Origin of the sequence: Streptomyces sp. NBC_01446 (genome assembly GCF_026340095.1) — a bacterium.
GTDB lineage: Bacteria > Actinomycetota > Actinomycetes > Streptomycetales > Streptomycetaceae > Streptomyces > Streptomyces aureus.
Genome location: NZ_JAPEPO010000001.1, coordinates 981,825 through 1,005,935, shown reverse-complemented (window position 1 = coordinate 1,005,935; position 24,111 = coordinate 981,825). Strand labels below are relative to the sequence as shown.

General features: G+C 67.8%; 20 protein-coding genes. 5 read left to right on the top strand and 15 right to left on the bottom strand.

Annotation, left to right across the window (positions count from 1 at the left end):
- Positions 1 to 54: 54 nt before the first annotated feature.
- From OG456_RS04585 to OG456_RS04540, 10 genes are all read right to left on the bottom strand, one after another.
- Positions 55 to 1,071, bottom strand: a complete 1,017-nt coding sequence (locus tag OG456_RS04585; protein WP_266557438.1) for an LLM class flavin-dependent oxidoreductase — start codon at positions 1,069 to 1,071, stop codon at positions 55 to 57.
- A gap of 203 nt (positions 1,072 to 1,274) precedes the next feature.
- A complete protein-coding gene (locus OG456_RS04580) occupies positions 1,275 to 2,759 on the bottom strand; it encodes a DHA2 family efflux MFS transporter permease subunit (protein ID WP_266557436.1) in 1,485 nt (494 codons plus the stop codon).
- A gap of 119 nt (positions 2,760 to 2,878) precedes the next feature.
- Positions 2,879 to 3,394, bottom strand: coding sequence for a flavin reductase family protein (locus tag OG456_RS04575; protein WP_266557434.1), 516 nt, complete (start codon positions 3,392 to 3,394; stop codon positions 2,879 to 2,881).
- Positions 3,391 to 4,731 (bottom strand): NtaA/DmoA family FMN-dependent monooxygenase, encoded by a 1,341-nt coding sequence (locus OG456_RS04570; RefSeq protein ID WP_266557432.1) that lies wholly within the window; start codon positions 4,729 to 4,731, stop codon positions 3,391 to 3,393. The genes OG456_RS04575 and OG456_RS04570 overlap by 4 nt, the downstream gene beginning before the upstream one ends.
- Positions 4,732 to 5,082: 351 nt before the next feature.
- Entirely contained in the window at positions 5,083 to 5,790 is a 708-nt protein-coding gene (locus tag OG456_RS04565) for a nitroreductase (protein ID WP_266557430.1), read from the bottom strand.
- Between the two features lie 261 nt (positions 5,791 to 6,051).
- Entirely contained in the window at positions 6,052 to 6,786 is a 735-nt protein-coding gene (locus tag OG456_RS04560) for an NADPH-dependent F420 reductase (RefSeq protein WP_266557428.1), read from the bottom strand.
- Between the two features lie 82 nt (positions 6,787 to 6,868).
- The gene (locus OG456_RS04555; RefSeq protein ID WP_266557426.1) at positions 6,869 to 7,462 is read right to left on the bottom strand and encodes a TetR/AcrR family transcriptional regulator; all 594 of its coding nucleotides are present in this window, start codon (positions 7,460 to 7,462) and stop codon (positions 6,869 to 6,871) included.
- 561 nt (positions 7,463 to 8,023) lie between these two features.
- Positions 8,024 to 8,425: a hypothetical protein gene (locus OG456_RS04550; RefSeq protein ID WP_266557424.1), complete on the bottom strand. Its 402-nt coding sequence runs from the start codon at positions 8,423 to 8,425 to the stop codon at positions 8,024 to 8,026.
- 270 nt (positions 8,426 to 8,695) lie between these two features.
- Complete coding sequence (locus tag OG456_RS04545; RefSeq protein WP_323136297.1) at positions 8,696 to 9,100, bottom strand: FKBP-type peptidyl-prolyl cis-trans isomerase; 405 nt, start codon at positions 9,098 to 9,100, stop codon at positions 8,696 to 8,698.
- 1,238 nt (positions 9,101 to 10,338) lie between these two features.
- Positions 10,339 to 11,727, bottom strand: a complete 1,389-nt coding sequence (locus OG456_RS04540) for an IS1380 family transposase (protein ID WP_266557422.1) — start codon at positions 11,725 to 11,727, stop codon at positions 10,339 to 10,341.
- Positions 11,728 to 12,373: 646 nt separating this feature from the next.
- Between OG456_RS04540 and OG456_RS04535 the strand changes: the two genes are divergently transcribed.
- From OG456_RS04535 to OG456_RS04525, 3 genes are all read left to right on the top strand, one after another.
- The gene (locus OG456_RS04535) at positions 12,374 to 13,333 is read left to right on the top strand and encodes a tellurite resistance/C4-dicarboxylate transporter family protein (RefSeq protein WP_266557420.1); all 960 of its coding nucleotides are present in this window, start codon (positions 12,374 to 12,376) and stop codon (positions 13,331 to 13,333) included.
- 507 nt (positions 13,334 to 13,840) lie between these two features.
- A complete protein-coding gene (locus OG456_RS04530; RefSeq protein ID WP_266557418.1) occupies positions 13,841 to 14,410 on the top strand; it encodes a potassium channel family protein in 570 nt (189 codons plus the stop codon).
- Between the two features lie 259 nt (positions 14,411 to 14,669).
- A complete protein-coding gene (locus OG456_RS04525; protein ID WP_266557416.1) occupies positions 14,670 to 16,034 on the top strand; it encodes a glutamate decarboxylase in 1,365 nt (454 codons plus the stop codon).
- A gap of 199 nt (positions 16,035 to 16,233) precedes the next feature.
- Here OG456_RS04525 and OG456_RS04520 read toward each other — a convergent pair whose 3' ends face one another.
- From OG456_RS04520 to OG456_RS04510, 3 genes are all read right to left on the bottom strand, one after another.
- A complete protein-coding gene (locus OG456_RS04520; RefSeq protein WP_266557414.1) occupies positions 16,234 to 17,364 on the bottom strand; it encodes a catalase family protein in 1,131 nt (376 codons plus the stop codon).
- 55 nt (positions 17,365 to 17,419) lie between these two features.
- Complete coding sequence (locus OG456_RS04515; RefSeq protein WP_266557412.1) at positions 17,420 to 18,772, bottom strand: peroxidase; 1,353 nt, start codon at positions 18,770 to 18,772, stop codon at positions 17,420 to 17,422.
- Between the two features lie 118 nt (positions 18,773 to 18,890).
- On the bottom strand, positions 18,891 to 19,544 hold the full coding sequence (locus OG456_RS04510; protein WP_266569032.1) for a hypothetical protein: 654 nt from the start codon (positions 19,542 to 19,544) through the stop codon (positions 18,891 to 18,893).
- 371 nt (positions 19,545 to 19,915) lie between these two features.
- Here OG456_RS04510 and OG456_RS04505 point away from each other — a divergent pair, with 371 nt between their 5' ends.
- The gene (locus tag OG456_RS04505; RefSeq protein ID WP_266557411.1) at positions 19,916 to 20,593 is read left to right on the top strand and encodes a GAP family protein; all 678 of its coding nucleotides are present in this window, start codon (positions 19,916 to 19,918) and stop codon (positions 20,591 to 20,593) included.
- A 131-nt stretch (positions 20,594 to 20,724) separates the two neighbouring features.
- Here OG456_RS04505 and OG456_RS04500 read toward each other — a convergent pair whose 3' ends face one another.
- Positions 20,725 to 21,855, bottom strand: coding sequence for an integrase core domain-containing protein (locus tag OG456_RS04500; protein WP_323136296.1), 1,131 nt, complete (start codon positions 21,853 to 21,855; stop codon positions 20,725 to 20,727).
- Positions 21,856 to 22,008: 153 nt separating this feature from the next.
- Positions 22,009 to 23,448: a PLP-dependent aminotransferase family protein gene (locus OG456_RS04495; RefSeq protein ID WP_266557410.1), complete on the bottom strand. Its 1,440-nt coding sequence runs from the start codon at positions 23,446 to 23,448 to the stop codon at positions 22,009 to 22,011.
- On the opposite strand from OG456_RS04495, the gene OG456_RS04490 reads away from it, so the two are divergent.
- Entirely contained in the window at positions 23,441 to 24,064 is a 624-nt protein-coding gene (locus OG456_RS04490; RefSeq protein ID WP_266557408.1) for a DJ-1/PfpI family protein, read from the top strand. The genes OG456_RS04495 and OG456_RS04490 overlap by 8 nt on opposite strands.
- Positions 24,065 to 24,111: the final 47 nt, after the last annotated feature.

Below are 24,111 nucleotides of genomic sequence, written 5' to 3'. Positions count from 1 at the left end.
TCCGAGCATCTTCAACGACACGGCTGCCGCCGCGCCGCCGGACTCGGTGGCCCGTCATGTGCGGGCGGGGGTGAGGTCGAGGGCCTGAGCGAGCAGCGTGCGGGAGTGGGCGCGGGTCGCGGGATCGGCGACCATGTCCTGGACCATGACCTCATCGACGCCGGCGGCCTTGGTCATCTGCTCCAGCTGGTCCCGTACGGTCCCCGGGCTGCCGGCGAGTTGGAGGGGCCAGCGTCCGTCGGTGATGACCGTGGGGGCGTCTTTTTGTGCCTGGGTGAGTTCGCGCGCAGCCTCCTCGACGGTGGGCACCTGTGCACCGGTGCCGGCGCGGGCCAGGCGTGCCATGAGGGCCGTTCGGATCCAGCTCAGGCGCTGGGCTTCGGCGTCGGTGTCGGCCACCACGACGCTGACGGACAGGATGCCGCGCGGCCTCGCCGGACTGCCTGCGGTGTGGGCGGCGTGGCGGAGCAGGGCTCGGGCGGCCAGGCCGGGGTTGATGAAACCGGCGAACGCGTAGCCGAGGCCGAGCTGTCCGGCCATCTGGGCGCTGGAGCCGGAGGAGCCGAGGATCCACACCTCGGGCCGGAATGAGATGCCGGCCGTGGGGTCGAGGCGCGCGAAGGGGTGGTCGGCGGGGAAGCCGCCGTGGAGGTGGGCGAGGACCTCTTGGACCTGTTCGGCGAAGTCGTCGGTGGGCGGTACGTCGCGGTCGCGGCGCAGGGCGAGGTCGACGACGGGTCCTGCGGTAGCGCGGCCGAGGCCGAGGTCGATACGGCCCGGGGCGACGGCTTCGAGCTGGAGGAAGGTCTCGGCAACCTTGTAGGGGCTGTAGTGGTTGAGCAGCACCGCGCCGGAGCCGACCCGGATGCGGGAGGTGGCGCTGGCCGCCAGGGCGATGAGGATCTCCGGCGCGGTGGAGGCGGTGCTGGCGGAGTCGTGGTGCTCGGCGTACCAGATGCGGTGGTAGCCGAGGTCCTCCGCCTGTTGCGCGGCGTCGACCGAGTCCTTGAGAGCTTGGGCCTTGTCGCTGCCGGGAGAGACGGTGGAGAGCTCGACGAGAGAGAGTTTCATGGTCTTTCGATTCCTGCTGCCGGCTCTGCTGGAGGGTCGGCGGGAGATGTGTTCGGGGAAGGTTGAAGGTTCGTGAGGGGTTCGGGCAGCGCGGCGCACCCGTGGCGGTGCTCGACCGGACGCTGCTGATTCCGGACCACCGGAACACCGGCGCCAGGATCAAGCGATACCTGGGCGCCGGTGGTCCGGTGGGCACCCCCGGCTCAGTCCTGTCGAGCGGGCTGCTTGGCCTTCCCGACAAAGACGGCTCCGATGATGGCGAGGCAGGCGATGACCGCCGCCGTCGTGAAGGCGGTCTGCGCTGCCGAGACGGACTGGGCCAGGTTCAGTGTTCCCGCGTCCTGTGCGTGCGACCCGATGGTGTAGGCCGAGACCAGGATCGCGCCGCCCGCGGCGCCCGCCAGCTGCTGGACGGTGTTGAACGCCGCGCTGCCGTGCGGGTAGAGCTCGGCACGCAGCGAGGCCAGTGCGGCCGTCGTCATCGGCGCCCACATGAGGGCCTGACCGACGATCATGATGAGGTAGGCGATCAGGAGTGTCGTGGTACTGGTGCCCGCGTCGACTTGGCTCAGGAACCACAGGGCGGCCGTCCAGATGATCGCTCCGGGAATCGCCAGGGGACGCGGCCCGACGCGGTCGTAGAGCCGCCCGCCGAGGGCTGAGACCACGGAGACCACCACTCCGCCGGGGAGCATGAAGAAGCCGATCTCCATAGTGCTCAGCCCGGACACGTGGGCGAGGATCAGCGGCAGGACCATCGGCACGCCGAACCCGATCAGCGGGACGACGACCATGACCAGCTGCGGCACGGTGAACGAGCTGGTTCGGAAGATCCTCATGTCGAGGAACGCGTCGTCGGTGCGCTGCAGCACGATCTGCCGGTGGACGAACGCCGCGATGAAGAGGACCCCGGCCACGATGGGGAGATAGGGCGGGACGGGCGCGTGGCCGGAGACCGACTCACCGATCGTGGCCAGACCGTAGATGAGCGCGCCGAACCCGACGGCGGACAGGATGAGCGACAGCACATCCAGCGTGGCCGGTTCGGGAGTGGTGATGTTGCGCAGCTTGGCGGCTCCCAGTACCAGTCCGGCCAGGGCGACGGGCAGGACGAGGATGAACAGCCACCGCCAGCTGAGCTGGGAGACGATGATTCCGGAGAGCGCGGGTCCGACCGCGGGCGCCACCGCGCCCACGGCGGTGACCAGCGCCATCATCCGGCCCCGGCGGCCTTGGGGGACCAGGCGCATCACTGTGGCCATGAGCAACGGCATCAGGGCGGCCGTGCCCACTGCCTGGATGATGCGACCGGTGAACAGCACGCCGAACCCCGGAGCGACGGCGGCGATCACGGTACCGGCGGTGAACAGGGACATCGAGGTGATGAAGATCGTGCGGAGGTTGAACCGCCGCATGACGAAGCCGGTGGCCGGGATGAGGACGGCCAGTGTCAGCAGATAGCCCGTCGTGAGCCACTGCCCCGTGCTCGGCGTGATGCCGAGCTCGTCGATCAGCGTGGGCAGCGCCACGCCCACCAGCAGTTCGTTCAGCAGGGCGATGAACGTGGAGAGGGTCAGGACCCAGATGATGAGGGAGTCCCGGGCCGGCAGCTTGTCACTGGCGCGGTGGGAGGGTGGTGGAACGGCGGCGTCCGGAGCGGCGTGCGTCGACGTTTCGTCGAGGGACATGTACGTGATCTCTTTCGCGCTATGGCAGGCAAGCAGGCAGGGGTTGGTGACTGCGGTGGTCTGCCGGTGGGTTGGGGAACGGGGCCGGGGGAGTGGCCCGAGGAGAAGTGGCCGCAGCGTCAGGAAGCGAGCGGTGTGTGGGTGCCGAAGGAGCGGTGGTGGTAGGTGAGGGGCCTGAGGATTCCCAGGTCGCCCTCGCCCTGTTCGGCGGCGTGGACGTGGGCGAGCAGGACGGTGTGGTCTCCGGCACCGACGTAGTCGTCGACTTCGGCGGCGATCCATGCCGCCGAGCCCGGCAGGCGGGGCAGTTCCTGGCTCGGTGACCAGGTCACGCCGTCGAACTTGTCCGGTCCCGAGCGGGCGAAGACGTCGGCGAGGTCGGCCTGGTGGGCGCCCAGGATGTTGAGGCCGAAGCGGCCGGTGCGGCGAATGATCGTCAGCAGCTGGGAGCGGTTGTCCAGGGACGTCAGCACCATCGGGGGCGTCAGGGACAGTGAGGCGAAGGCGCTGACCGTGGTGCCGTGCGGGCGGGGGCCGTCCATGGCGGTGACCACGGCGACGGGGGAGGGGACGGTGGCCATGGCGTCGCGGAACGCCTGGAAGGTGACGCTGTCGGGGACGTGGGTGGAGGTCATGACCGGGCTGTTTCCGTGACGCGGGGATCGAGGCCGTACTGGTCGCGGGCTCCGAGGTTCTCGCGCAGGGTGTCGCCCTCGTAGTCGTGGTGGAAGAGGCCGCGTTCCTGCAGGAGCGGCACGACTTGGTCGACGAAGGCGTCGACGCCGTCGTGGTAGCCGTCGATGGCCAGCGAGAAGCCGTCGCAGGCGCCCGCCTCGAACCATTCCTGCATGTGGTCGGCCACGTCAGTGGCGGTGCCGGCGACGACCGGGTGGTAGTCGATGACGCCGTGCGCCAGGACGTCCCGCAGACTCCAGCCCTCCCGCGCCACCTCGAGGGCGCGGGCGGAGCGTGCGTCATGCGGACTGGGTACGGCGTCGGCCAACTGGCCCGCGGTCAGCGGCTCGTCGAGCTGTTCGTGGCTCAGCGGCAGACCGATCATGGCGCCGAGATAGCGCACGCGTTGGCGCAGGTCGACGGACTCGTCCAGGAAGCGCCGCCGGTCCAGGGCGGCGGCGCGGGAGGAGGCGATGGTCGGCATGAAGCCGGCGAGCATCTTCACCTCGTCCGGGTCGCGCCCGGCCCGCTCGGTGGCGTCCCGCAAGGCTTCTCGCTGGGCGATGGCGTCGTCGATCGTCATCGGGTTGGCGTACACGCCGCTGGCGTACCGGCCGGCCAGCTCCAGGCCGTAACTGCCGCCGCCCGCCTGGAAGATGACCGGTTGGCCCTGCTCGGACGGTGGAATGGGCAGCGGCCCGCGGGAGGCGACGTGGCGGCCCTGCAGGTTGACCGGCTGGATCTTGCCCATGTCGGCGAACCGCTTGCCCTCGACGTCGAGGACCCAGGCGTCCTTCTCCCAGCTGCCCCACAGTGCCTGCACGATCTGGACGAACTCGTGGGCACGCTCGTACTTCTCTGCACGGGGCGGGACCGGAGAGCCGAAGTTCGCCGCGGCCGCCGGGTGGGAGGTGGTGACTGCGTTCCATCCGGCCCGGCCGTGGCTGATCACATCCAGGGCCTTGAACTGGCGGGCGAGGTTGAAGGGTTCGTTGAAGGTGGTGGAGCCGGTGGCCACCAGGCCGATCCGCTCGGTCTCGCGGGCGATGACGGTGAGGACGAGGATCGGGTCGATGGGGTGGTGCGGGTGCTCGTTCTCCAGGTCCACGTCCAGGACCGGGGTGTCCGCGATGAACAGCAGCTGGATCTTGCCGCGCTCGGCGGCCTGTGCGTAACGCACGAACTGGTCCATGTTCGTGTAGCTGGACAGGTTGGCCCCGGGCAGCCGCCATGCCCCGGGCTCGGATCCGTAGCCGCTGGTGAACTGCATGGCCAGGAGCATCTGCGGGATGGTCATAGTTGTCTCTCCAGACGAGGCGAGAAAAAACGGAGAGTGCATCCGCTTACCTTCTCGACAATACGGAGGGAGCCTCCGTATTGCAAATGGTCCGGATCCGGGAAAGGGGAGGGCGGTTCGCGGGCACCCGGGACTGCAGGTGCGCGAACCCGCGGCGGAGACACCAGGAACCACACAGCTCCCCCACTGCGCGAGGCGCGGCGGACAGCAAGGGCTGCCGGGAGGGGGAGCTGCGTAGTGATGCGACCTTGGCAGAGCCTCAGCCCCGGTCGGCCGCCCAGAGCCCGTCGAGGGCCCGCTCAGTACAGCTGGCCGGGCGTGCTCGCCGGATTGTTAGTGCGGGAGGAAGAGCTACTGCCCGTCCAGGACGCCAGGGGTGCCGTGCAGGACCACGCTCTGCTCGAGCGGGATGCGCCCCATGCGGAAGCTGTTTGCCGGTGCGGTCACGTCGGCTGTACCGAAGGAGATGCCGAACAGCAGCTTGAGCTCCTTCGGAACGCCCAGGTGCTCGCGGATGGTGTCGGCGTAGAACCCGAGCTTGGTCTGGGGGATGCCGTCCAGCCCCCGGGCTGCCAGCGCGAGCAGGAAGTTCTGCGCGTACATACCGATGTCACCGGCCGCTCGTACCCCGTCGCCGAATGTCGGCATGAACAGGAAGGCGATGTGCGGGGCGCCGAAGAAGGCCAGGTTCTCGCGGGCTGCGGCCTTCCTGGCCCTCCGGTCCGAGCGCGGTATCCCCAGGGCCTGGTAGAGGGTCGCGGCGTGCTGGTGCGCCCTGTCAAGGTAGCTGCCCTCGCCGAAGTCGGCGTAGTCGAAGGTGAAGTCGTAGGAGAACCGTCCCTCCTCGTCGGCCTTGAGTAGATGTCCGCTCAGGGCGTCCCGCTCCGCGCCCGAGACGACGTGCACTGTCCAGGGCTGGGTGTTGCAGTTCGAGGGGGCGGTTTGAGCGTCCTCCAGCACGCCGCGGATGTCCGACAGGGACGGCGGGGTGGGCCGGAATCCACGCACGGAGCGCCGGGACCGGACAAGGTCGCTGAACGTTGATGCTGTGCTGGGCAAGGTGATCCTCTCTGCGGCACTTACTCCCCGCCACGGCGGTTTGGGGCGGCGACTGGGGCGCGGCGCAGCGCGGCAGGCCGCGGAACGACGCGGTCGGCATGAAGACGGCACAGGACGTGCCACCGCCCTCTTCGATCGGGGCGCTTGCCAAGCAGGGTCGTGCTGGAGCCGTACGCTGCAACAGGGGGTGCGTGTTCTTTGCGTCCGTGACGCCGCCGCCTTCGTGTCGTCCCGTATGCGACGGCGGCGGCGCCGGACGGGTCAGCGGTGGGCGGCGCGATTCATCTCGACGACGTCGGCCAGGGTGGGGTCGGCCGGCAGAGCGGCGAAGCGCTCCGGCAGGCTGTTGCGGACGCGGACGTCCTTGGCGCGGTCGGCCGCGGCCAGGGCCGCCGGCAGTTCGTCGAGGGTCAGCTCGGTGCAGTAGGCAGGGCCGTTCGGCTGCTGGCGCCAGGAATCGGCCAATGTGCCGGCGTCGTAGGGGTCGAAGCCGGTGTCGTCCACGAGCTGCATGGCCACGCGCCGCGCCTCCTCGGAGTCGCCGGCGACGGGGATGGCGATGCGGCCCGGGGTGCCTGCCGGGACACCCTTGGTCTGCTGGGTTCCGGCCAGGGCGGCGTTCCACGCCTTGACCACGGGGCGGCCCAGCTGCTCGGCGTTCCACACGCTCTCGACCTGGCCGTTGTCCACGGCCTCGATCTGCCCGCTGAGGTGCGGGTAGTAGTTCGAGGTGTCGATGACGACCGTCTCGTCCGGGACCGTGGCGAACAGGTCGGCCAGCTTTCCCGCCACCCCGAAGGGGATGGCCAGGACGATGACGTCGCGGTCCTGGACGGCGTCGGCGAGGTCCGCTGCGCGGGCCCCGGACTCCAGCACCTCGGCCCGGACGGCCTCGGGACCGCGAGCGTCGGCGATCTGGACGTCGTGACCGGCCGTGCTGAGCTTGGCAGCGAGGTTCCCGCCGATGGCACCGGCACCGATAACAGTAATTTTCATGATTTGTCCCTTGGGAGGTCGTGCTGCCCTTAGGGCAGCACGGTGTGATGGTTGGGTGGTGGGAGGGGGTGCTTGCGGCGGTCTACGGCTGGGCGTTCCGCTGGCGGTAGCCGCTCGCGATGAGTGTGCGGAGGCGGTCGAGTGATTCCTCGTCGGTGCCGTTGCCCTTGATCCAGGCGGTGGAGCAGGCTGCGAGGAACAGGTCGTAGCCCCTCACCCCCGCGCGCACGTGCCCTGCGCTCTGCGCGGCTTGCACGTGCTCGTCGGTGGCGGTGATGAGGATGTCGCAGGGGATCGTGAGCGGGTTGTCCGGCTCCTGTGCCCGGGCCGCGGCCATGAGCGGTTCCGGCAGCCCACTGAAGGCGCTGAAGTAGTCCTCCATCGCCCGCAGCCACTGCTCCAATGCCTCGGCGGCATCGCCGAGTTGCTCGATGTCCGCCTGGCGGGCCACCAACTCCTCGGAGCGCGTCTGCAGCACGGCCGCCAGCAGCGCCTCCCGCGTGGGGAAGTGCCGGTACAGGGTGCCGGGCCCCACGCCCGCTTCCTTGGCCACCGCCTCGAGCGAGGTACCCACCCCGTGCTGCAGGAAGTGGCGCTGCGCGGTCTCCAGGAGGGCGGCGCGATTGCGCTGGACGTCCGCACGGGGCTTGCGGCCCCGCTGTTCAGTGGCGCTCATGCGCCCTCCCGCTCCGGTGATCTTGCGGCCGCATCAAAACGGATGCTGCCTCCGTACTGATTCGAGAGTAAAGCGGAGGCTGCATCCGGTCAAATGAGTGCGGTCGGACGGGGCCGGGATGTCAAGCCGAGGGGGCGAAGGAACGCTGGTGGTGGGTGAGGGGGCGCACGTGGCTCGCGCCCGCCTCGGCGGCGGCGACGCAGGTGAGGAGGACGGTGTGGTCCCCGACGGTGACGTCTTCGTCGAACTCGGCGGTCTCGTAGGCCGCCGAGCCCGGTAGGCGGGGCAGGTCTTCGCTCGGCGACCAAGAGGGCCGCCGAACTTGTCCGGGCCGGGCGGGCGAAGGAAGTGGTGGGACGGCCTGGTGTACGCGGCTCCGAGATTTGCCGGGTAGAGACCGCGCCCGAACAGGTCCGCTCTGGCGAGCGTGTCTGGGGCGGGCTCCCTGTGCGCTTCGCCGGCGTCACCGACCTCCAAGCCAGGGTCACCGGAGAGACCTGCTCGGTGACCAACTACGGCAACACCGACCGTGTGCCCCCTGGCCGTCGTCGGCCAGGGCCCCTACTTCGAGTCCGCCAACACCCTGTAGAGCACCGGATACTTGAGGGCGGGCAGGGTGCGCTTCAACACCCTGGAGAACAAGATCTTGAGGTTTGTCACGGTGAAGACCCCGAACACGCTCATGGGCACCGTCGCCGCCTCGGTCATCGACCCCGGCGGCGCAGACACCTCCACCCTCACTGTCTCGTCCGGCGCACGGGTGAGGTGGCTCCGAACGGGCAGCCGCCCTCCGTGATCGAGCTCGGTGGCCCGCGGGTGCCGGCGTGCGGGTGGACCTTTCAGGCGTTGATCGACGATGCGCGGGAGTCCGGCCGGCCACTCTTGGAGTTCACGGCGCAGCCTCCCGACGGGTACTCCTCCGATTTCGCCCCGCAGGTCGATGCTCCTCGGGCGCCGTTCCAAGCGGGCTGGTGCCTGCGGTCTGATCTGGGAGTTCCGGTCTACGTGTGGGTGTTCTCCGAGGGGCAACTCGCCGATGCCTCTGATGAGTTGGATCTGCGGCGGCGGGGGATCGCGCGCTACGTGGCGCACTCGGTGTGTACGCGCGGAGGAAGGGGATGGGCCCATGCCATCGCGGAGGACATGGAGACGTGGACTCCGATCGTGGCGCCTGACCCGAGCGTCGTGGACGCCGACCGGTATGGCGACCGCGCTCCCGTTTACCGCACGTTACTAGGCGTTGCTCCACCCGGTTGTGCTGGAATACGAGTCCAGCAGGTCCACCACGAAGACCAGGGTCGAGCCCGCCGGGATCAACGGCGAGGGCGACTGATTGCCGTAGCCGAGACGCGGGGGAACGATGATCTCGCGCCGACCGCCGACCTTCATCCCCCTCACCCCCCGGTCCCAGCCCTTGATGACCCTGCCACCGCCCAGGGCGAACTTGAACGGCTCACCCCGGTCCCAGGAGGCATCGAACTCCTTCCCGGACTCGAAGGTCACCCCGACATAGTGGACCCTGACCACCATGCCGTTCTTCACTTCAGCCCCGTCCCCGACGACCAGGTCCCGGATGGTCAGCTCGGTGGGAGCGTCACCCTCCGGAACGTCGACCTCGGGCTTCGTCAGTTCACTCATTGCCGCCTCATCACTCTCCGTCGGGGACCCTTGCACGGGCCAGCCGGACACATGGACACCCCATGCAGCAGATGGCCACGCTACCGAGGATGCCGATCCACGGAGCACGCCAAATCCGGGCGGCCACACGTGATGATCTTTCGTATAGCCGATGAACGCGACCCCGCGCGTGGCTAGGGCGGTGTTCCGCGGGTCTGGCAGGCGCTGTCGTACGCAGTAGGGCGCCCCTGGCGGACGTGGCATCAGGCAAGCGCGTCCGGGGCAGGCTCTCTGTATGAGCGGTGAGCTGGAGCTTGGCTGGCAACGGCGGCGAACAGCCGCATACAGCACCGTGTGGTTGCGCAGCGTTCCTGACGGCGTTGTGCATCTCGTGACGTGCGCGAACAGCTGCCTTCTGCCCCCTCGGCGCTGCCGACGGCGCGTTACGTTCGCCAAGATCTGGTGACGAATTCCGCACTTTGCTGGGGGTCAAGGGGTCGCAGGTTCAAATCCTGTCGTCCCGACAGTTCGAACGTATCGAACGTCGCAGGTGAAGGGCCGTTTTCATAACGGCCCTTTTTCTGTTTCCGGAGCCGCTCCCTGGGAGCGGTGGGAGGGAGCATGCTCCCTTCCGGCCCCCTTAACTGATTGCTCCCACCCGGGCCACTGTCCACATATTCGATTCCTTGCCCGCGTGTTCACATTCGTGTCCGTTTTGTGACCGCAGGCTCCCCGTCGTTCGGGGGGTCTTATGGGTATGGGCTAGCGCTCTTCGCGCAGGTCGCACTCGCTCCCAGTGGGAGCGGGGCTGGGAGCGACGTCCACATAACTGGAGCCGATGGTATGGGGCCATGTGAAATCTTGGCCCCATGTCCGATTTCGAGGACCCCATATGCCGGATTTCCGTCCGGGCCGTTGTGCGCGGCATCGAGACGTTGAACGCGGTTGGGAGATGCCACCAAGGAGGGAGGGGCGCGGCGCGGCAGCAAGTAGGCAGGGTTTCGGTGGCTTTCCGGGGGACCAATTCCTCGATAGTGGTCGAACGCCGCCCCGACCCGTGGCCCGGGCTGGGGCGGCGTTCGACGCGGGCAGGACTCAGCCCGGATCCACCGCCTTGATTGTGGTGTGATCGGTTCGGGGTCGTGCAGGGTGTGTCGGGGCTGAGTTGCGGATTCGGGCGTGGGGTGACCGCTGGTCTGCCCAGCCTTTCCACTTTTCCGCAAGTCTCGGGCCCTTTCGGGCGGGTCGGTCAGGGAGTGTCAGAGGGCTGGTGGCGCGTGCACGATGCTGAAGAGCTGAATGAAGTCCGTGCTCCAGGGCCAGCGTTCGGGCAGGTGCAGGGTGAGGCGGCGGGCCGAGCGGGCCAGGCGGGCGGGCACGTTGATCAGGTGGTCACGGATGGTGGCGGTGGTCGCTCTGGCATGGAACGTTCCGGCCAGGGCGCCGGCGGCGCGGGTCAGGTTGTGCGCCAGGGCTGCCAGAGCGAGCCATGCGGCATTGGCCTGGAAATGGCCGGACGGCGCGTGAGCGAAGGCGCTGTTCTTGACATCCGCGATCACCTGCTCGACGACAGCGTGCCGACGGTGATCGGCTTCGGCGTCCTTCAGGGAGAGCGGGGAGTCGGTGAACGCGGCGTGGTAGCGCCAGGTGTCGAAGAGCGTGCCCTGCCCGGCGGGAACGGCGCCAGAGTCCAGGCGCTTGACTCGGCGCACGATCAGACGGGCGGTGACCTGTTGCTTCTTCGGCTTGGAAGTGAAGGCGGTGTAGCCGGTCTCGGCTATCTCGGCGTCGGAGATCCAGCACTGGCCCTCCTCGTCCCAGACCGCCTTGGGGTACTTGATCGGCGTCCAGGTGCCCTCGTCGATGCGGGCGATGACGGCCTTGACGGAGGCGTTCATCCGCACGGTGATGGAGAAACGCGCGTCGAGCGCCCGGCAGGAGTTCACGACGTCGGCGCCGTAGAACGCGGAGTCCGCCCGCATCACCATGAGGCCACTGGCGCCGCAGGCGCGGGCGGTGCGGATGGTCTCGGCGACGAACGCTGCCGCCCCGCGCGCGGAGTTCGAGGGTCCCTTGCGCAGCCTGGTGGCGGCGATCACCGGGGCGGCCAGGGGTGTGGAGACGATGCCGAGCAGCGCGTTCAGGCCCTTGACCTTGCTGTATCCGTAACCGGCGCCCTGCTTGGCGTAGCCGTAGGTGCGGCGGATGGTGTCATCGATGTCCACGTAGGCGACCTGGTCCGCGCCGGGCAGCAGCGGGGCGTGACGGGCCAGTTCAGGAAGGAACCGGCGGGCCACAGCGTGCAGTTGCTTCACATGCCCGTGCGTGAAGGAACGCAGAAACGACCCCAGCGTGGACGGGGCCCGCACACCGGAGAACAGGCGGCCCATCGCGCCGTGCCGTAGCCGGTGCATGTCATCGATGCTGTCGGCGCCCGCGATCATGCCGCCCACCAGCGACATCACTTTCGCCGTGGGGAAGGCACCGGTGCCGTCCTTCGAGGCCGGCAGACGGATGTACTCCCCGACCAGTGCGGGCAGACCGCACCGCTCGGCCAACCGCACCACCGGCTCCAGCCCGCCGTACGCGATCAGGTTCGGGTCATCGAACGCGGATGAGACCGCCGCTGCGGCATGGGAAGATTGCATCTCGGAAGTGCCTTGCTGATCGTGCCTGATGTGGTCCTAGAGAAACCCCATCATCGCAGGTCACAAGGCACTTCTTCATTCCCCGAAAAACTGCCCACAGACATCAAGCCGGTGGATCCGGGCTCAGTTGCCTCCGCTTTCCGAGTCATGGTCGAAACGGTAGGGCATCCGAACGACGGCGGAGAAAGGCCGTCTGGCTCTGCCGAGACATCAGCTTGGGAATCACGAGCCGTCAGACCCTTCCTGGGGTTCTGACGCGTAAATACCAACACGTATAGGCAAAACCGCAGGTTGCTGAACTCGCCTCCTGCGTTATCGCCCCGCGACGCCGTGTTGATCAAGGGCTACGGGGTGTCCGGCGTGCCTATTTGCCTGCCCCCACGGCGGGTGGCGAAGCCGCCCTGGGTCGCTGACCAGCAATGACGTGACTGGTCAATGGGGTGGGAGGCGAGCCGTCGTGCCCGGCGTTGACCGCTGCCGGCCGGTCCAACTGGCACGGATGTGGCACGTGTCTCGGTCTGCGCGACAACCCCGACCTTGCGCCGTTGTGGGCCGTCGTGGCGACGTGCGCTGGACTGGCGCCCGCTCGCCCGTCGGGCACCGCGTTGCGGTTGCGGCTCCCCCCACCGCCGCAGACTGTGGGGGGATGGGTGATCGTGTCCCGGCCGGGGACGGGCTAGTCGGCTGGTGGGTGGAGCTGCCCCCGGGAGCAGGAACAGCGGTGATGGCGACCGGGATTGTCTCCATCGGGCTGCACCTGGTCGGGCAGGAGACGCTCTCATTGATCCTGCTCGTCCTCGCCGCCATCGTATGGCTCGCCCTCGCCGTCGACTTCGCGCGGCAGCTACTGCGCGAACGGGAACAGTGGGAGATCAAGGCAGACAAGCCGCCCGCGCTGACCGCAGTGGCCGCGACGACCATCCTCGGGACCTGGTTCGCACTACAGGGATGGTCGAGTGTCGCCGTCGCCGCGCTGGTCGTCGCGGTGCTGATCTGGCCGGTGTTGCTGACGGCGGTGGTGCGGCACTGGCGGCGGCGCTTGCCGGGCACGGTGTTCCTGGTCTGTGTCGCGACGCAGGGCCTGGCCGTGCTGGGCGGAACACTGGCCCTCTCGCTGCCGTCCGGGTGGCTCGCCTGGCCGGCGCTGGGCTGCTTCCTGCTCGGGCTGGCGCTCTACCCGATCGCCTTTCTCCGCTTCGACCTCGGCCAGGTACGGTCCGGCGCGGGCGACCAATGGGTGGCCGGCGGCACGCTGGCGATCTCCGCGCTCGCCGGGTCGAAGTTGCTGGCCGTGCCCGCCTGGCGCGGCACCGCTGTACAAGACGCGCTGCGTGCGCTCACTCTGGTCACGCTCGCGCTGTCCGTGTGCTGGTACGCCGTACTCGTCTTCGCCGAGGCACGCTGGCCGCGTCCGCACTACGACATGAGGCGCTGGGCGACAGTTTTCCCGATGGGCATGACGGCCGTCGCCATCCTGTCCGTCGCCGACGCCCTGGCCGTGGGCTGGTTGCGGACGCCGGGGCAGGTACTGCTCTGGATCGCCGTCGCCGCCTGGGTGCTCGCACTCGTCGGGCTGGTCAGGCACTTGGCCACGTACTCGCGGTGACCTGTGCCGGGAGGGCGGCAGGAGGCCCTTCTGGTCACCTCTGGCGCGGCGGTACTCACCAAGCCGCTACACCGACCGCGGAAGTACGTTTGGGTACCCACCTGGCGAGCGACGGGATCAGTGCATGTCCGGCACAGGCCATCGATAGACGACACGGCAGACATCCTCCGGGCGCAGCTGCGTGCAGCAACTTCATCGAGCGGCCCCTCGGCTAGACCCGCCGTCGGGCCAAGGTCATCGACCGCTTCCTCAGTGAGACCACCTGCATCAGCCTGGTCTGGGCCGTCCTCGACCGGGCCTCGCACGGCTTCGCATGCCCGCGCCGGCCTCCGCTGCCTCCAAGACTTCCGCTGATCCCTGGCCAACCCCCCGGACCTCGATCAGGCGAACCGCCGCCGAGCTCAACGGCACATTCACAGACGCCGCGTAATATCCACTCCACGGCACCTTCCTCGTCGAGCTTTACACCGCTCCGAGGATGCGACCGTGTGAACCGGAGGCCGTTAGATGTTTATCCCGAAACCGCTCCGCTCCCTGCCCCCGGCACAGCGGCGACGGCTGGCCTTGTTGGCATTCGTGCGCATCCTGGCCACCTCGCTGGGCCTGGTCGCGTTGTACTACCTCGCCCCGCTGCAGCAACTCGAGGAGTTGTCGGTCCCGGTCCCGGCGTCATTGTCAGTCGCGCTGCTGATCCTTGCCGGAGTCGTGACCTGGGAGGTCATTTCGATCACCCGCGCCGACTACCCCGCCATCCGGGCGGCCGAGGCGCTCTCGGTCACCACACCACTATTCCTGCTGCTGTTCGCCGCAGCGTATTTCATCCTCGCCCAAGATAATCCGGCCAACTTCAGTTCCCACACCCTCACTCGCACCGACACCCTCTACTTCACGGTGTCGACCTTCACCACGGTCGGCTTCGGCGACATCACCGCCACCAGCGAAGCCGCCCACCTGATCGTCACCGTCCAGATGCTGCTCGATCTCCTCGTCCTAGGTCTTGGACTTCGACTTTTCGTCGGAGCAGTCCGGACCGGCGAGAGCCGGCTATCCGATACAGCCACCGACGCCTCCCCGTGAGACCGGGCACCCCGCAATCAGCCAGCAGACGGCACCCCGGCGCGATCTACTGGAACGAGCATTCAAGGGTCGTCGATTGCCGCCTTCGCAGTAAGTAGGCAATCGGCACATTGGTGATTTGCTGAAATTTACCCATGATTGTGACCATGAATTCGTGGGCTGCGACAATATCGACCGATATGGCGGAGGTCACGGCTCGCTGTTCCTCCTCGGCGTGTTCTTCGCCGAGGTACGTTCCGGAACTGTTTGAATCCTCCGCATGACCAAGAGAGACGCTGCGGCCCTGTTCGGCAACCGTTTCCTGACCGTGCCCGCTCCCTCGGAGACCTTCCCCGAGGAAGGCATGACCGCGACGGACGCGATGAGGCTGCTGGATGAGGACCTCGCCATGGAGGGTGACCCGCAGCGCAATCTCGCCACGTTTGTCACCACGTGGATGGAGCCGGAGGCGCAGCGGATCATCGCCGAGAATCTCCACCGCAATTTCATCGACCATGCGGAGTACCCGATTTCCGCCGAGATCGAGCAGCGTTGCGTGCGCATGCTCGCCGACCTCTTCAACGCGCCGGGCAGGACCACCGGATGTCGGACCCAGGGCTCGTCCGAGGCGATCATGCTCGGGGCGCTGTCGCTGAAGTGGAAGTGGCGGAAGCGCCGCCAGGCGGCCAATCTGTCGGTCGACCGACCCAACTTGATCTTCGGCGGGGACGTCCACGTCGTGTGGGAGAAGTTCTGCCGCTACTTCGACGTCGAGCCGCGGATCGTGCCGCTTGCCGAGGGCAAGTACACGATCGGCCCGGAGGACGTGGAGCCTCTCCTCGACGAGAACACGATCGGCGTCGTGGCCGTCCTCGGCACCACGTTCACCGGCCACAAGGACGACGTCGTCGGGATCGACAAGCTCCTGCGGGACGTCCGCAAGGAGCGGGACCTCGACATCCCGATCCACGTCGACGGAGCCAGTGGCGCATTCGTGTGGCCCTTCCTCTACCCGGACTCGAAGTGGGACTTCCGGCTCGAGCAGGTCCGTTCGATCAACGTCTCGGGACACAAGTACGGCCTGGTCTACCCCGGCATCGGCTGGCTGGTCTTCCGCGAGGAGTCCGACCTGCCCAAGGATCTCGTATTCCACGAGAACTACTTGGGCAAGACCGACGCGACGTTCACCCTGAACTTCTCCACCGGCGCGTCGATGGTGCTCGCGCAGTACTACAACTTCGTGCGACTGGGTCGGCAGGGCTACACCTACGTCATGGAGACGATGCAGCAGAACGCCCGCGCGCTGGCGGACAACCTGCGGAGCAGCGGCCGCTTCGAAGTGATCGGGAGCGACCTCGAGCAGCTGCCGCTGGTCGCTTTCCGCCTTGCCGGCAAGCACGCCTACGACGAGTCCGACGTCGCCTGGCAACTCGCGGCCGAGCGCGGCTGGATGGTGCCGGCGTACACGCTCCCGCCCAACGCGGAGCGGGTGAAGATCATGCGTGCCCTGGTCAAGGAGACCCTGAGCCGTGACCAGATCGATCGTCTGACCCAGGACATCGACGACGCGTGCAGCACCTTGGACCACAAGGGCGCGACCCATGAGCTCGAGCGGGCCCAGATCAAGCGCGGCACCGGCTACTGACGCCCGCAACTCTGTCGGGGAGTTGAACCCAAGTCTCTCGTCCGGAACTATCGGCCGCGAGGTCATTGCGGTCCAAGACGGTGCTCGTGAAGTCATCGGCGGCCGTTGATAACCGCTTCGGTTGCGGTGGTTGCGGTACTCCGCTGCTATGCAGCAGGCCTTGTGACCGGGCGGGCGCTTGCCGTCCCAGCCGTCGGCTTCACTGAGTCGGACCGAGTACCTCGTCGGCGCTGCGGGGCTCCGTGCGCGGCTGCTTGTTCAGCTTGTGGCGCTCGATGGAGGATCGCCGGTAGACCTTCTTACGGGCCCGCATGATGTTGCCCAGGGGTGCGTGCTCGGCGGTGACCCGCCAGGGCGTGAAGGACAGCGCGTCCATCTTCTCCAGGTTTTCCGGGCCGGAGATGTCCTGCTGCGGCAGCCGCAGCTTGGCCACGGTGACGGGCGGAGAGAGCTGCTCGGGCCACTCCACGGTGGTGTCCTCCACCGGCATCCGCTCCAGGTCGGTGCTGAGCTGGACCTGGATGTCGAAGGCGTAGGGCCGCTCCTGCAGCTCGGCCACCAGGGCCGGTCGGAAGACCTCCGCCGCCGAGGTCGGGTCGAGGGTGCGCCGGACCACCGCGGCGGCGAAGGACGGGTCGGGGGTGATGCGCACCTTGGCGATGTAGTCCCCGTGCCGGACCGCGCCCATGGTCCAGTAGCTCGACAGCAGCACATTGACCGGGGGGATCTTCGACAGGCGCAGGAAGGCCAGGAATTCGTCCCATGCCCAGTTGTCCTGGTCCAGGGTTCCCTTTCCGGTCACGAACTCGGTGAAGAATCGATGTGCGCCGGGTTTGCCCTGGGAGAAGTAGGCCGGCGCGTTCAGGAACAGTTCCTGGATGAACAGGTAGTGCTCGACTGTGTTGCAGAAGAAGACCGGTGCGTTGATGTTGGCGTAGTCGAAGGTGCCTGTGTCCGGTTCGTCTTCCAGCAGGGTCGGGCCGCGGATGCCGAAGATCTTCAGTGCCAGTCCGGTGGCGGCACCCAGTCGCGCGTCGGCTCCGGCGTGAGGCGAGCCGTTGGAGAAGCGGATGAGCGCATCGTGGGTTCCCGGAGTCGCGTAGATGCCTTGGGCGTACTCGGGGGGAAGCCCGCCCAGGATCTCCACTTCCCCGCGGACCAGCCCGTACCCCTTGGCATGGGCGTCGCGGAGGGCCCGGCCGGTGCCACCGGCCGTGACCGACTCGGCGATGTAGCGCTCGGTCTTTTCGATCACCGTATGCAGGTTCTCGTCGAAGTTGGGCTCACAGATATCGACGTCAGGCGTGTAGGGGACGAACGGTGCTGCCATGACTTCGACCTTTCCTCGAAGACCGTGGTCAGGCCTCAGGGGGCAGGGACCGCCCTCAGTCCTCCAGCTCCGCGATCCAACGCAGGGCGCGCAGACCTGGCAGGAAGCAGTACTCACCGCCGCGGATGACCACGAAGCTGGGCAGGTTCCGCAGGCGGCGCCGGACCGGCTTCTCGGGGATGGTGGCGCTGCCGGTTCCGTCGTGATGCCCGGCTACCGGGTCCTTCTCGCCGGGGTAGCCGATGAAGTTACCGTCGTTGACCCATTCGGCCTTGATGAACTCAAACTGCCGTTCCAGGTGGGCTCCGATGAACGCTCCGACGAGGCCCCGGTCGGCGCCGTCGTCCTCCAGCACGCCCTCGGGTAGCGGCGGTCCGTAGGTGGTGCCGCGGCGGATGAGGCGGTGCATCCGTGCGTCGCCGATGATCGTGGAGTCGCGGGGGTTGATGCGCCGGATGTGCGCACCGGCCGGGCACCGGTAGCCGCGATCGTCGTTCTCCCGGTACAGGAAGTTGTTGACACGGTGCGGATCGGCCGCCAGCTCCGGGTCATCGTGCTCCGGCGCCAGCGTCAGCGGCGCCCCGCTGGGCCAGCGCCCGACCATCTTCGCCGCCAGGAGCGCCTCCTCCTCGGCGCTGGAGCTGTTCGCGCGCAGGTACTGCCGCCAGGCCGCCACATTGGTGTGGGCCTTGCGCACGGCCACATAGGTCCCGTTGCGGCCCAGCACATCGGGGCTGGGCATGGGCGGCAGATTGCCGGTTTCGTCGGGGTAACCGAGGATGAACTCGCCCGCCTTGATGGGGACTTCCTGCGGGTTGGAGCCGGGAAGTCCGACGCCCTCGATGTTCGGATGGCTGATGCCGTCGCGGAAGCCGAAGGTGGTTCGCCCCGTGGGTAGCTGGTGGACGTCCTGCTGCCAGATCACCTGGACACCGGGCGTGTCCTCGTAGGCGACGCGCGCCCGCTCGAGCTCCTTGTCCAGCTGGGCCGCATCGGAGGACAGGGCGCTCAAGGCGATATGAACTTCGCCCGTTCCGAACGGTGCCTCCCAATGGGCCGGGGCGCTCTCGCCTACGTCGCCGATCAGCTCCGCCCGGGCGGCCATGCCCTCACGAAACGCCTGCGGAAAGCTGTCCAGCGACTCCTGGGGCACACCCAGGGCCCGCAGTCCCTGGTAGGTGAACGCCACAGCCACCCAGGCTTCCTGGATCCGGTCCGCGCTGGGTAGACCACCCGCGGTCACCGGGAGCAGCCGCCGCAGCAGGGCACGGCCGGCATGGCGGTCATCGACGCGCAGGAAGACGTACTTTCCCTGGTAGGGCACGGGCCGTGGACGCAGCGCCCCGCTTTGGACGTCGTCGATCTCGACGCCCACACCGGCTGCGTTGCTGCTGTCCGCCGTGTTCATGATTGCTTGTGCCTCCGCATCGGTCTCTGCCCGGGCAGCCCTGCAACAGCTGGTACGCACCCGTTGGAGCGGTCCAACGACGTTTGGGTCGGTTCTGAGGGTTGGTTGTGTCCGGGTTCTAGGCCGAGGCTTCCTCCAGCAGCTTCTGGAAGGCCGGCGTGCCCACCAGCTCGGCGTTGGCCGGGTTGTCCAGCATCGCCCGGAACTCGGACGTGTCCAGCACCTCCTCGAACGCCTCGTCCACTCGGTGGTCCTTCCAGATCTGCTGCATGGTCAGATCGGGAGAGGAGGTGATGAAGAGCCCCGCGGGCTCCTGGTGGGCGACGAACCAGTCCTTCGCCCCTGGATCGTGGATGCCAGGGAACCCTTCGCAGTGCGCGAAGATCGTTGCGAAGCGGTCCCCCATTACCGTCTTGGCGAAATCGTCGATGTAGGTGTCCCAGGAGCCGTCGAAGGAGCTGCAGAACATGAACCGGGTGTCGTTGTCGAAGATCACGTGCCGCCCTTCGTGCAGGGTGCCGATCTCGCGCAGTGCCGCACGGGCCCTCTCGTCATCCTTCCCTCCGGAGAGCGTGGCGAGATCCTCACGCAACGCATCAGCATGGCCCGGCTTGATCTCGGCGAAGATGGTGAACTCGCTGATCACCCCATCCGTCGTGCCCGGGCGCTTGGACTGAGCCGGCTGGGCTCCACCTGTCGTCGCAGTCATCGTGAGATTCTCCTGCCACGGATCGGTGCGAGGGTCGCCAAGCGCTCGAACATGGGGCGCCATCGCCCTCACATATCAATCCTCACTGGGGATGCGCTGCCTCGCATCTGCGCCCCTGGGCGTAGTGGTCACCTGGGGCGGATTCCCGGGAAGCTCCGGCACTGCGGGGTCCAGCCTGCCCGGTGCGGCAGGCCCAATGCCGGGGCACTCGCGTACCCCGAGACTCCCGAGGACAGATCCGGCCAAGCGCAGGAGGATGGAACTGGTGGGACGTGCCGAGTACGTCGTCGTCGCCATCCTCGGGCAGCCACTTCCGCGCAGCCGAAGACAGCGGCGCAGCCGATCGCACAGCAGCCCGGTGCGCCGCCCAGGCCGTCGTGGCGTCCGCTTGCGCCAAGCCTCTGCGCCACCCTGATCCCCACCTGGAGGCAACCATGGGCGCAGTTCTCGGTGACGTGCTGGGTTTTGCGGCCGCGGTCGCGATCAGCCCGCTCCCGATCATCGCCATCATCCTCATACTCGCCACACCTCGGGGGCGTCTCAACGGACCCCTCTTCACCGTCGGCTGGATCCTGGGACTCTCGGCACTGGGCGCGATAATGCTGGCAATCGCTTCCCCCGCAGGGGCCTCCGCCCACAATCACCCTGCCACGTGGGTGGGAGCCCTCAAGCTCGCTCTGGGCGTACTCCTCGTCCTCTTCGGCGCCCGGCAATGGCACCGGCGCCCGAAGGATCCCTCACAAGCGCAGCTGCCGAAGTGGATGGGTGCGATCGACCGCCTCACGCCGGTCAAGGTCTTCGGACTCGGACTGGGCCTGGCCGCGCTCAACGCCAAGAACGCCCCGCTGACCATCGCCGCGGCCGCCTCCATCGGCTCAGCCGGGCTGCCGGTCGGGCAGCAGATCGCATCGCTGGCCATCTTCGTCCTGATCGCCACCCTCGGCCTGCTGGCCCCACTGGGAGTCTTCCTGCTCGGGGGAGAGCGAGCGAAGACCACACTCGGCAACTGGAAAGACTGGGCAGCTCAGCACAACGTCGCCGTGATGGCGGTCCTGTTCCTCGTCCTCGGGCTGAAACTGCTCGGAGACGGCATCTCTATCCTCGCCTCCTGACGGGCTTACTCACGTGTGGCGGTGTGGACCGATCACAGACGCGCAACAGAGAAGGTCGGCGGAGCGGCTTTGGGGCGAATGATCATAGCCCCTTAAGCGTCCGGAGAGTCGGGCAGTCACTGAGGCTGAGGTCAACGCACGCGTGGAATAGAGACACCCTTCAGGGTCGGCCCAGGGCCTTGTGCGTGCCGATAATTACGCCCTTGCAGGTCAGGAAGCGTGTTGGTACTCGTGGAGCACGCCGCCGAGACGGTCGCGTCGGCGTATGCCAAGACGCTCGATCTGTACTGGTTCGAGCGGTTCGGGGACGGCGTGGAGAGGCGCGGCAGCCTGCAGCCTGCAGCCTGCAGGGTGCGGTGGGTGCGGTGATGGTTGTAGTGCTGCTCGTACTCGCGGAGCGCTCGCCGGAGGTGGGCTTCGTTCCAGAGCAGGGCGCGATCGAGGAGTTCACGGTGCAAGCTGCGAACCCAGCGTTCCATGATTGAGTTCATGCGCGGCGTGCGGACGGCGGTGAGCACGGTACGGATCCCGGCCTGACCGAGGATCTCGTCGATGACAGCGGGGTATTTCGCGTCGCGGTCGCGGATCATGAACTTGATGGCGGCGAGTTGTCCGGCATCTTCGAGGTCCATGACCAGGTTCTTGATTGCCTGGGTGACCCAGGCGTGGGTGGGGTGCGCGGTGGTGCCGAGCACACGGACACCTCGGCGGGCGTGGTGGATGGCGGCGAGGATGTACTGACGCTGCCCGGTGAGGGTGACGGTCTCGATGAAGTCCATTGCGAGGATGGCCTCGGCCTGGGAGTGCAGGAAGGTGGCCCAGGTGACGTTCGAGCGCTGGGTCGCGGGATCGATGCCTTCGGCCTTGAGGATTTCCCAGACGGTGGAGGGCGCCAGCTTGATGCCGAGGAGCGCGAGTTCGCCGTGGATGCGCCGGTAGCCCCAGGCGGGGTTTTCCTCCGCGAGGCGGAGTATGAGGCGGCGGACGGAAGTGACTGTGCGGGGGCGGCCGGGACGCCGGTTGCGGCTGAGGCGAACGTGACGGTTATTCATGAAGTCGCGGTGCCAGCGCAGGACAGTGTCCGGGGAGACGATGAGCCGCAGCCGGCGCAGGGCGGCTCGTGGCAGCGGGGCGAGGAGAGAGGTCAGGAAGGCGCGGTCGGCCGCCTGAAAACCGGGGCGCTGGTTGCCGAGCCGACGTTGCAGGACGGCGAGCTGGCGACGCAACGCGAGGATTTCGACGTCCTTGTCGTGGTCGTTCATCGGGATCAGCCGCAGGGCGGTGAAGGCGTGAGTGACGGCGATGCAGGCAAGGCGTACGAGCGTGAGCAGTGATCATTGCCGACCGCTGTCGTCGGCGCGATAGCGGGGCTGAACTGCACCGACGTAATATTCGGCACCCACACCGCGCAGCGTTCACGCGTAGGCGTCCTCGACAGCGAATCGTCGCACCGTACGCAGCGTCGACTGGAGACTGTCCAGATCGGTCGAGCCCAGAGCGAGGCGGATCGCCTGCGGTGTGTGCGTCGAGGTGGTGAACGGCTCAGCGGTGGATACCGAGACGTGCTGACGCGCGAGGGTGGCGGTCAGGCGATCGGCGCGCGCGTCGTCGGGCAACGGCAGCCAGGTGAAGTAGGACGAGGCGTGGCTGATGAGTGGGAGGCCCGCCAGCTCTTGTCGGGCGATGGCCTGGCGGGCCTTGGCGTCCTCTCGCTTCTGCGCTTCCAAGTGGTCCACCGTGCCGTCCTCGAGCCATCGGCACGCGATCGCGGTGGTGAGGGCCGGAGTGTTCCAGGTGGTCGCCCTGATCGCGCGTTCGAGCGACGACGCCGCGGAGGGCGGAGCGACGACGAAGCCGACCCGGAGTCCGGTGGCGACGCTCTTGGACAGCCCCGAGACATAGACGGTGATGTCCGGCGCGGTTGCCGCCAGAGGGGGTGGAGCGTCCTCGACCAGGTAGGCGTAGGAGGCGTCCTCGATGATGAGCGAACCGTGCTGTCGGGCGAGGTTGACCAGACGGGTCCGGTCAGTCGGCGGCATGACCCAGCCCAGCGGGTTGTGCAACGTGGGCATGGTGTAGATCGCGCGCACAGGGCGGGTCGCGCACAACTTCTCGAGGGCGTCGAGATCCGGCCCGTCGGCGGTGGCGGGTATCGGCGCCAGGTCGAGATGAAGGGCATGCGCAAGGACCTTGAAGCCCGGGTAGGTGAGTGCGTCGACCGCGACGACGTCGCCGGCGTTGAGGGCGGCCATGACGGTGATGGCAAGGCCGTGCTGCGCACCGGTGGTGATGAGGATCCGATCCGAGTCGGTGGTGATTCCTCGACGCCTAAGGTGCCGTGCGATCGAGGCTCTGTCCTGGGGACGCCCTCGATGCGGTTGGTAGTGCAGCAGCGAGTCGATATCACCGGAGGTGGCCACCTCTCGCAGGGCCTGCCGAAGGAGGTCGGCTTGCCCAGGCAGCGACGGGTAGTTGAAGTTGAGGTCCACCGCATCGGTGGCGACAACCTGCTGATCGATGCCGTGACCGGCGGGAACAGCGATGTCACGCACGAACGTACCGCGGCCCTGTTCCCGGCTCACCAGGCCCATCGTTTCCAGCTCGGCGTACACCCGGGTCGCAGTCACCACGGCGATGCCCTCACGGGCGGCGAGCCCGCGGTGAGTGGGCAGACGCACGCCCGCGGCGAGCCGCCCGGTCCGGATGTCGGATGCGAGCGCGTCGACCAGCGTCTTGTACCGCGAGGCTGCCATGCGCCGGATTGTACGCATGACAATTCTTTGACTGTCCTGTTCGCGGGTCCTTACGGTCAAACCCACCCAGCCTCCAGCCGGAAGGACCGCCGCCGTGCACATCGCCATCCTCACCTTCGAGGGCTACAACGAGCTCGACTCGCTGATCGCGCTCGGAGTGCTCAACCGCATCAAGAGCGACGGCTGGCGCGTCAGCATCGCCACTCCCAGCCCCAAGGTGAACTCCATGAACGGGGTGGTTCTCGAGCAGATGTCCACTCTTGAGGAGGCATGCGCCGCTGACGCCGTCATCGTCGGCAGTGGCATCGCCACCCGAGAGGCCGTCGAAGACCCGGCGATCATGAACATCCTGCGCGGCCTGGACCCCTCGCGCCAACTCATCGCCGCCCAGTGCTCCGGCGCGCTCGTGCTGGCCAAGCTCGGCCTGCTCAACGACATTCCCGCGTGCACCGACCTGACCACCAAGCCCTGGGTCGTCGCCGCGGGCGTCGAGGTGCTCAACCAGCCCTTCTTCGCCAAGGACAACATCGCGACAGCGGGCGGATGCCTGGCCTCGCAGTACCTCGCTGCCTGGGTCATCGCCCGCCTCGAGGGCAACGACGCCGCCGAGAGTGCGCTGCACTACGTCGCCCCGGTCGGCGAGAAGGAGGAGTACATCGAGCGCGCCTGGCGCAACATCACCCCCTACCTGCCCGCTCCCACACCGGCGCTTGTCTGAACAGCCGGCCCCGAGCAGTGACTTGCCGGGAGGCCACGGCCCCGGCA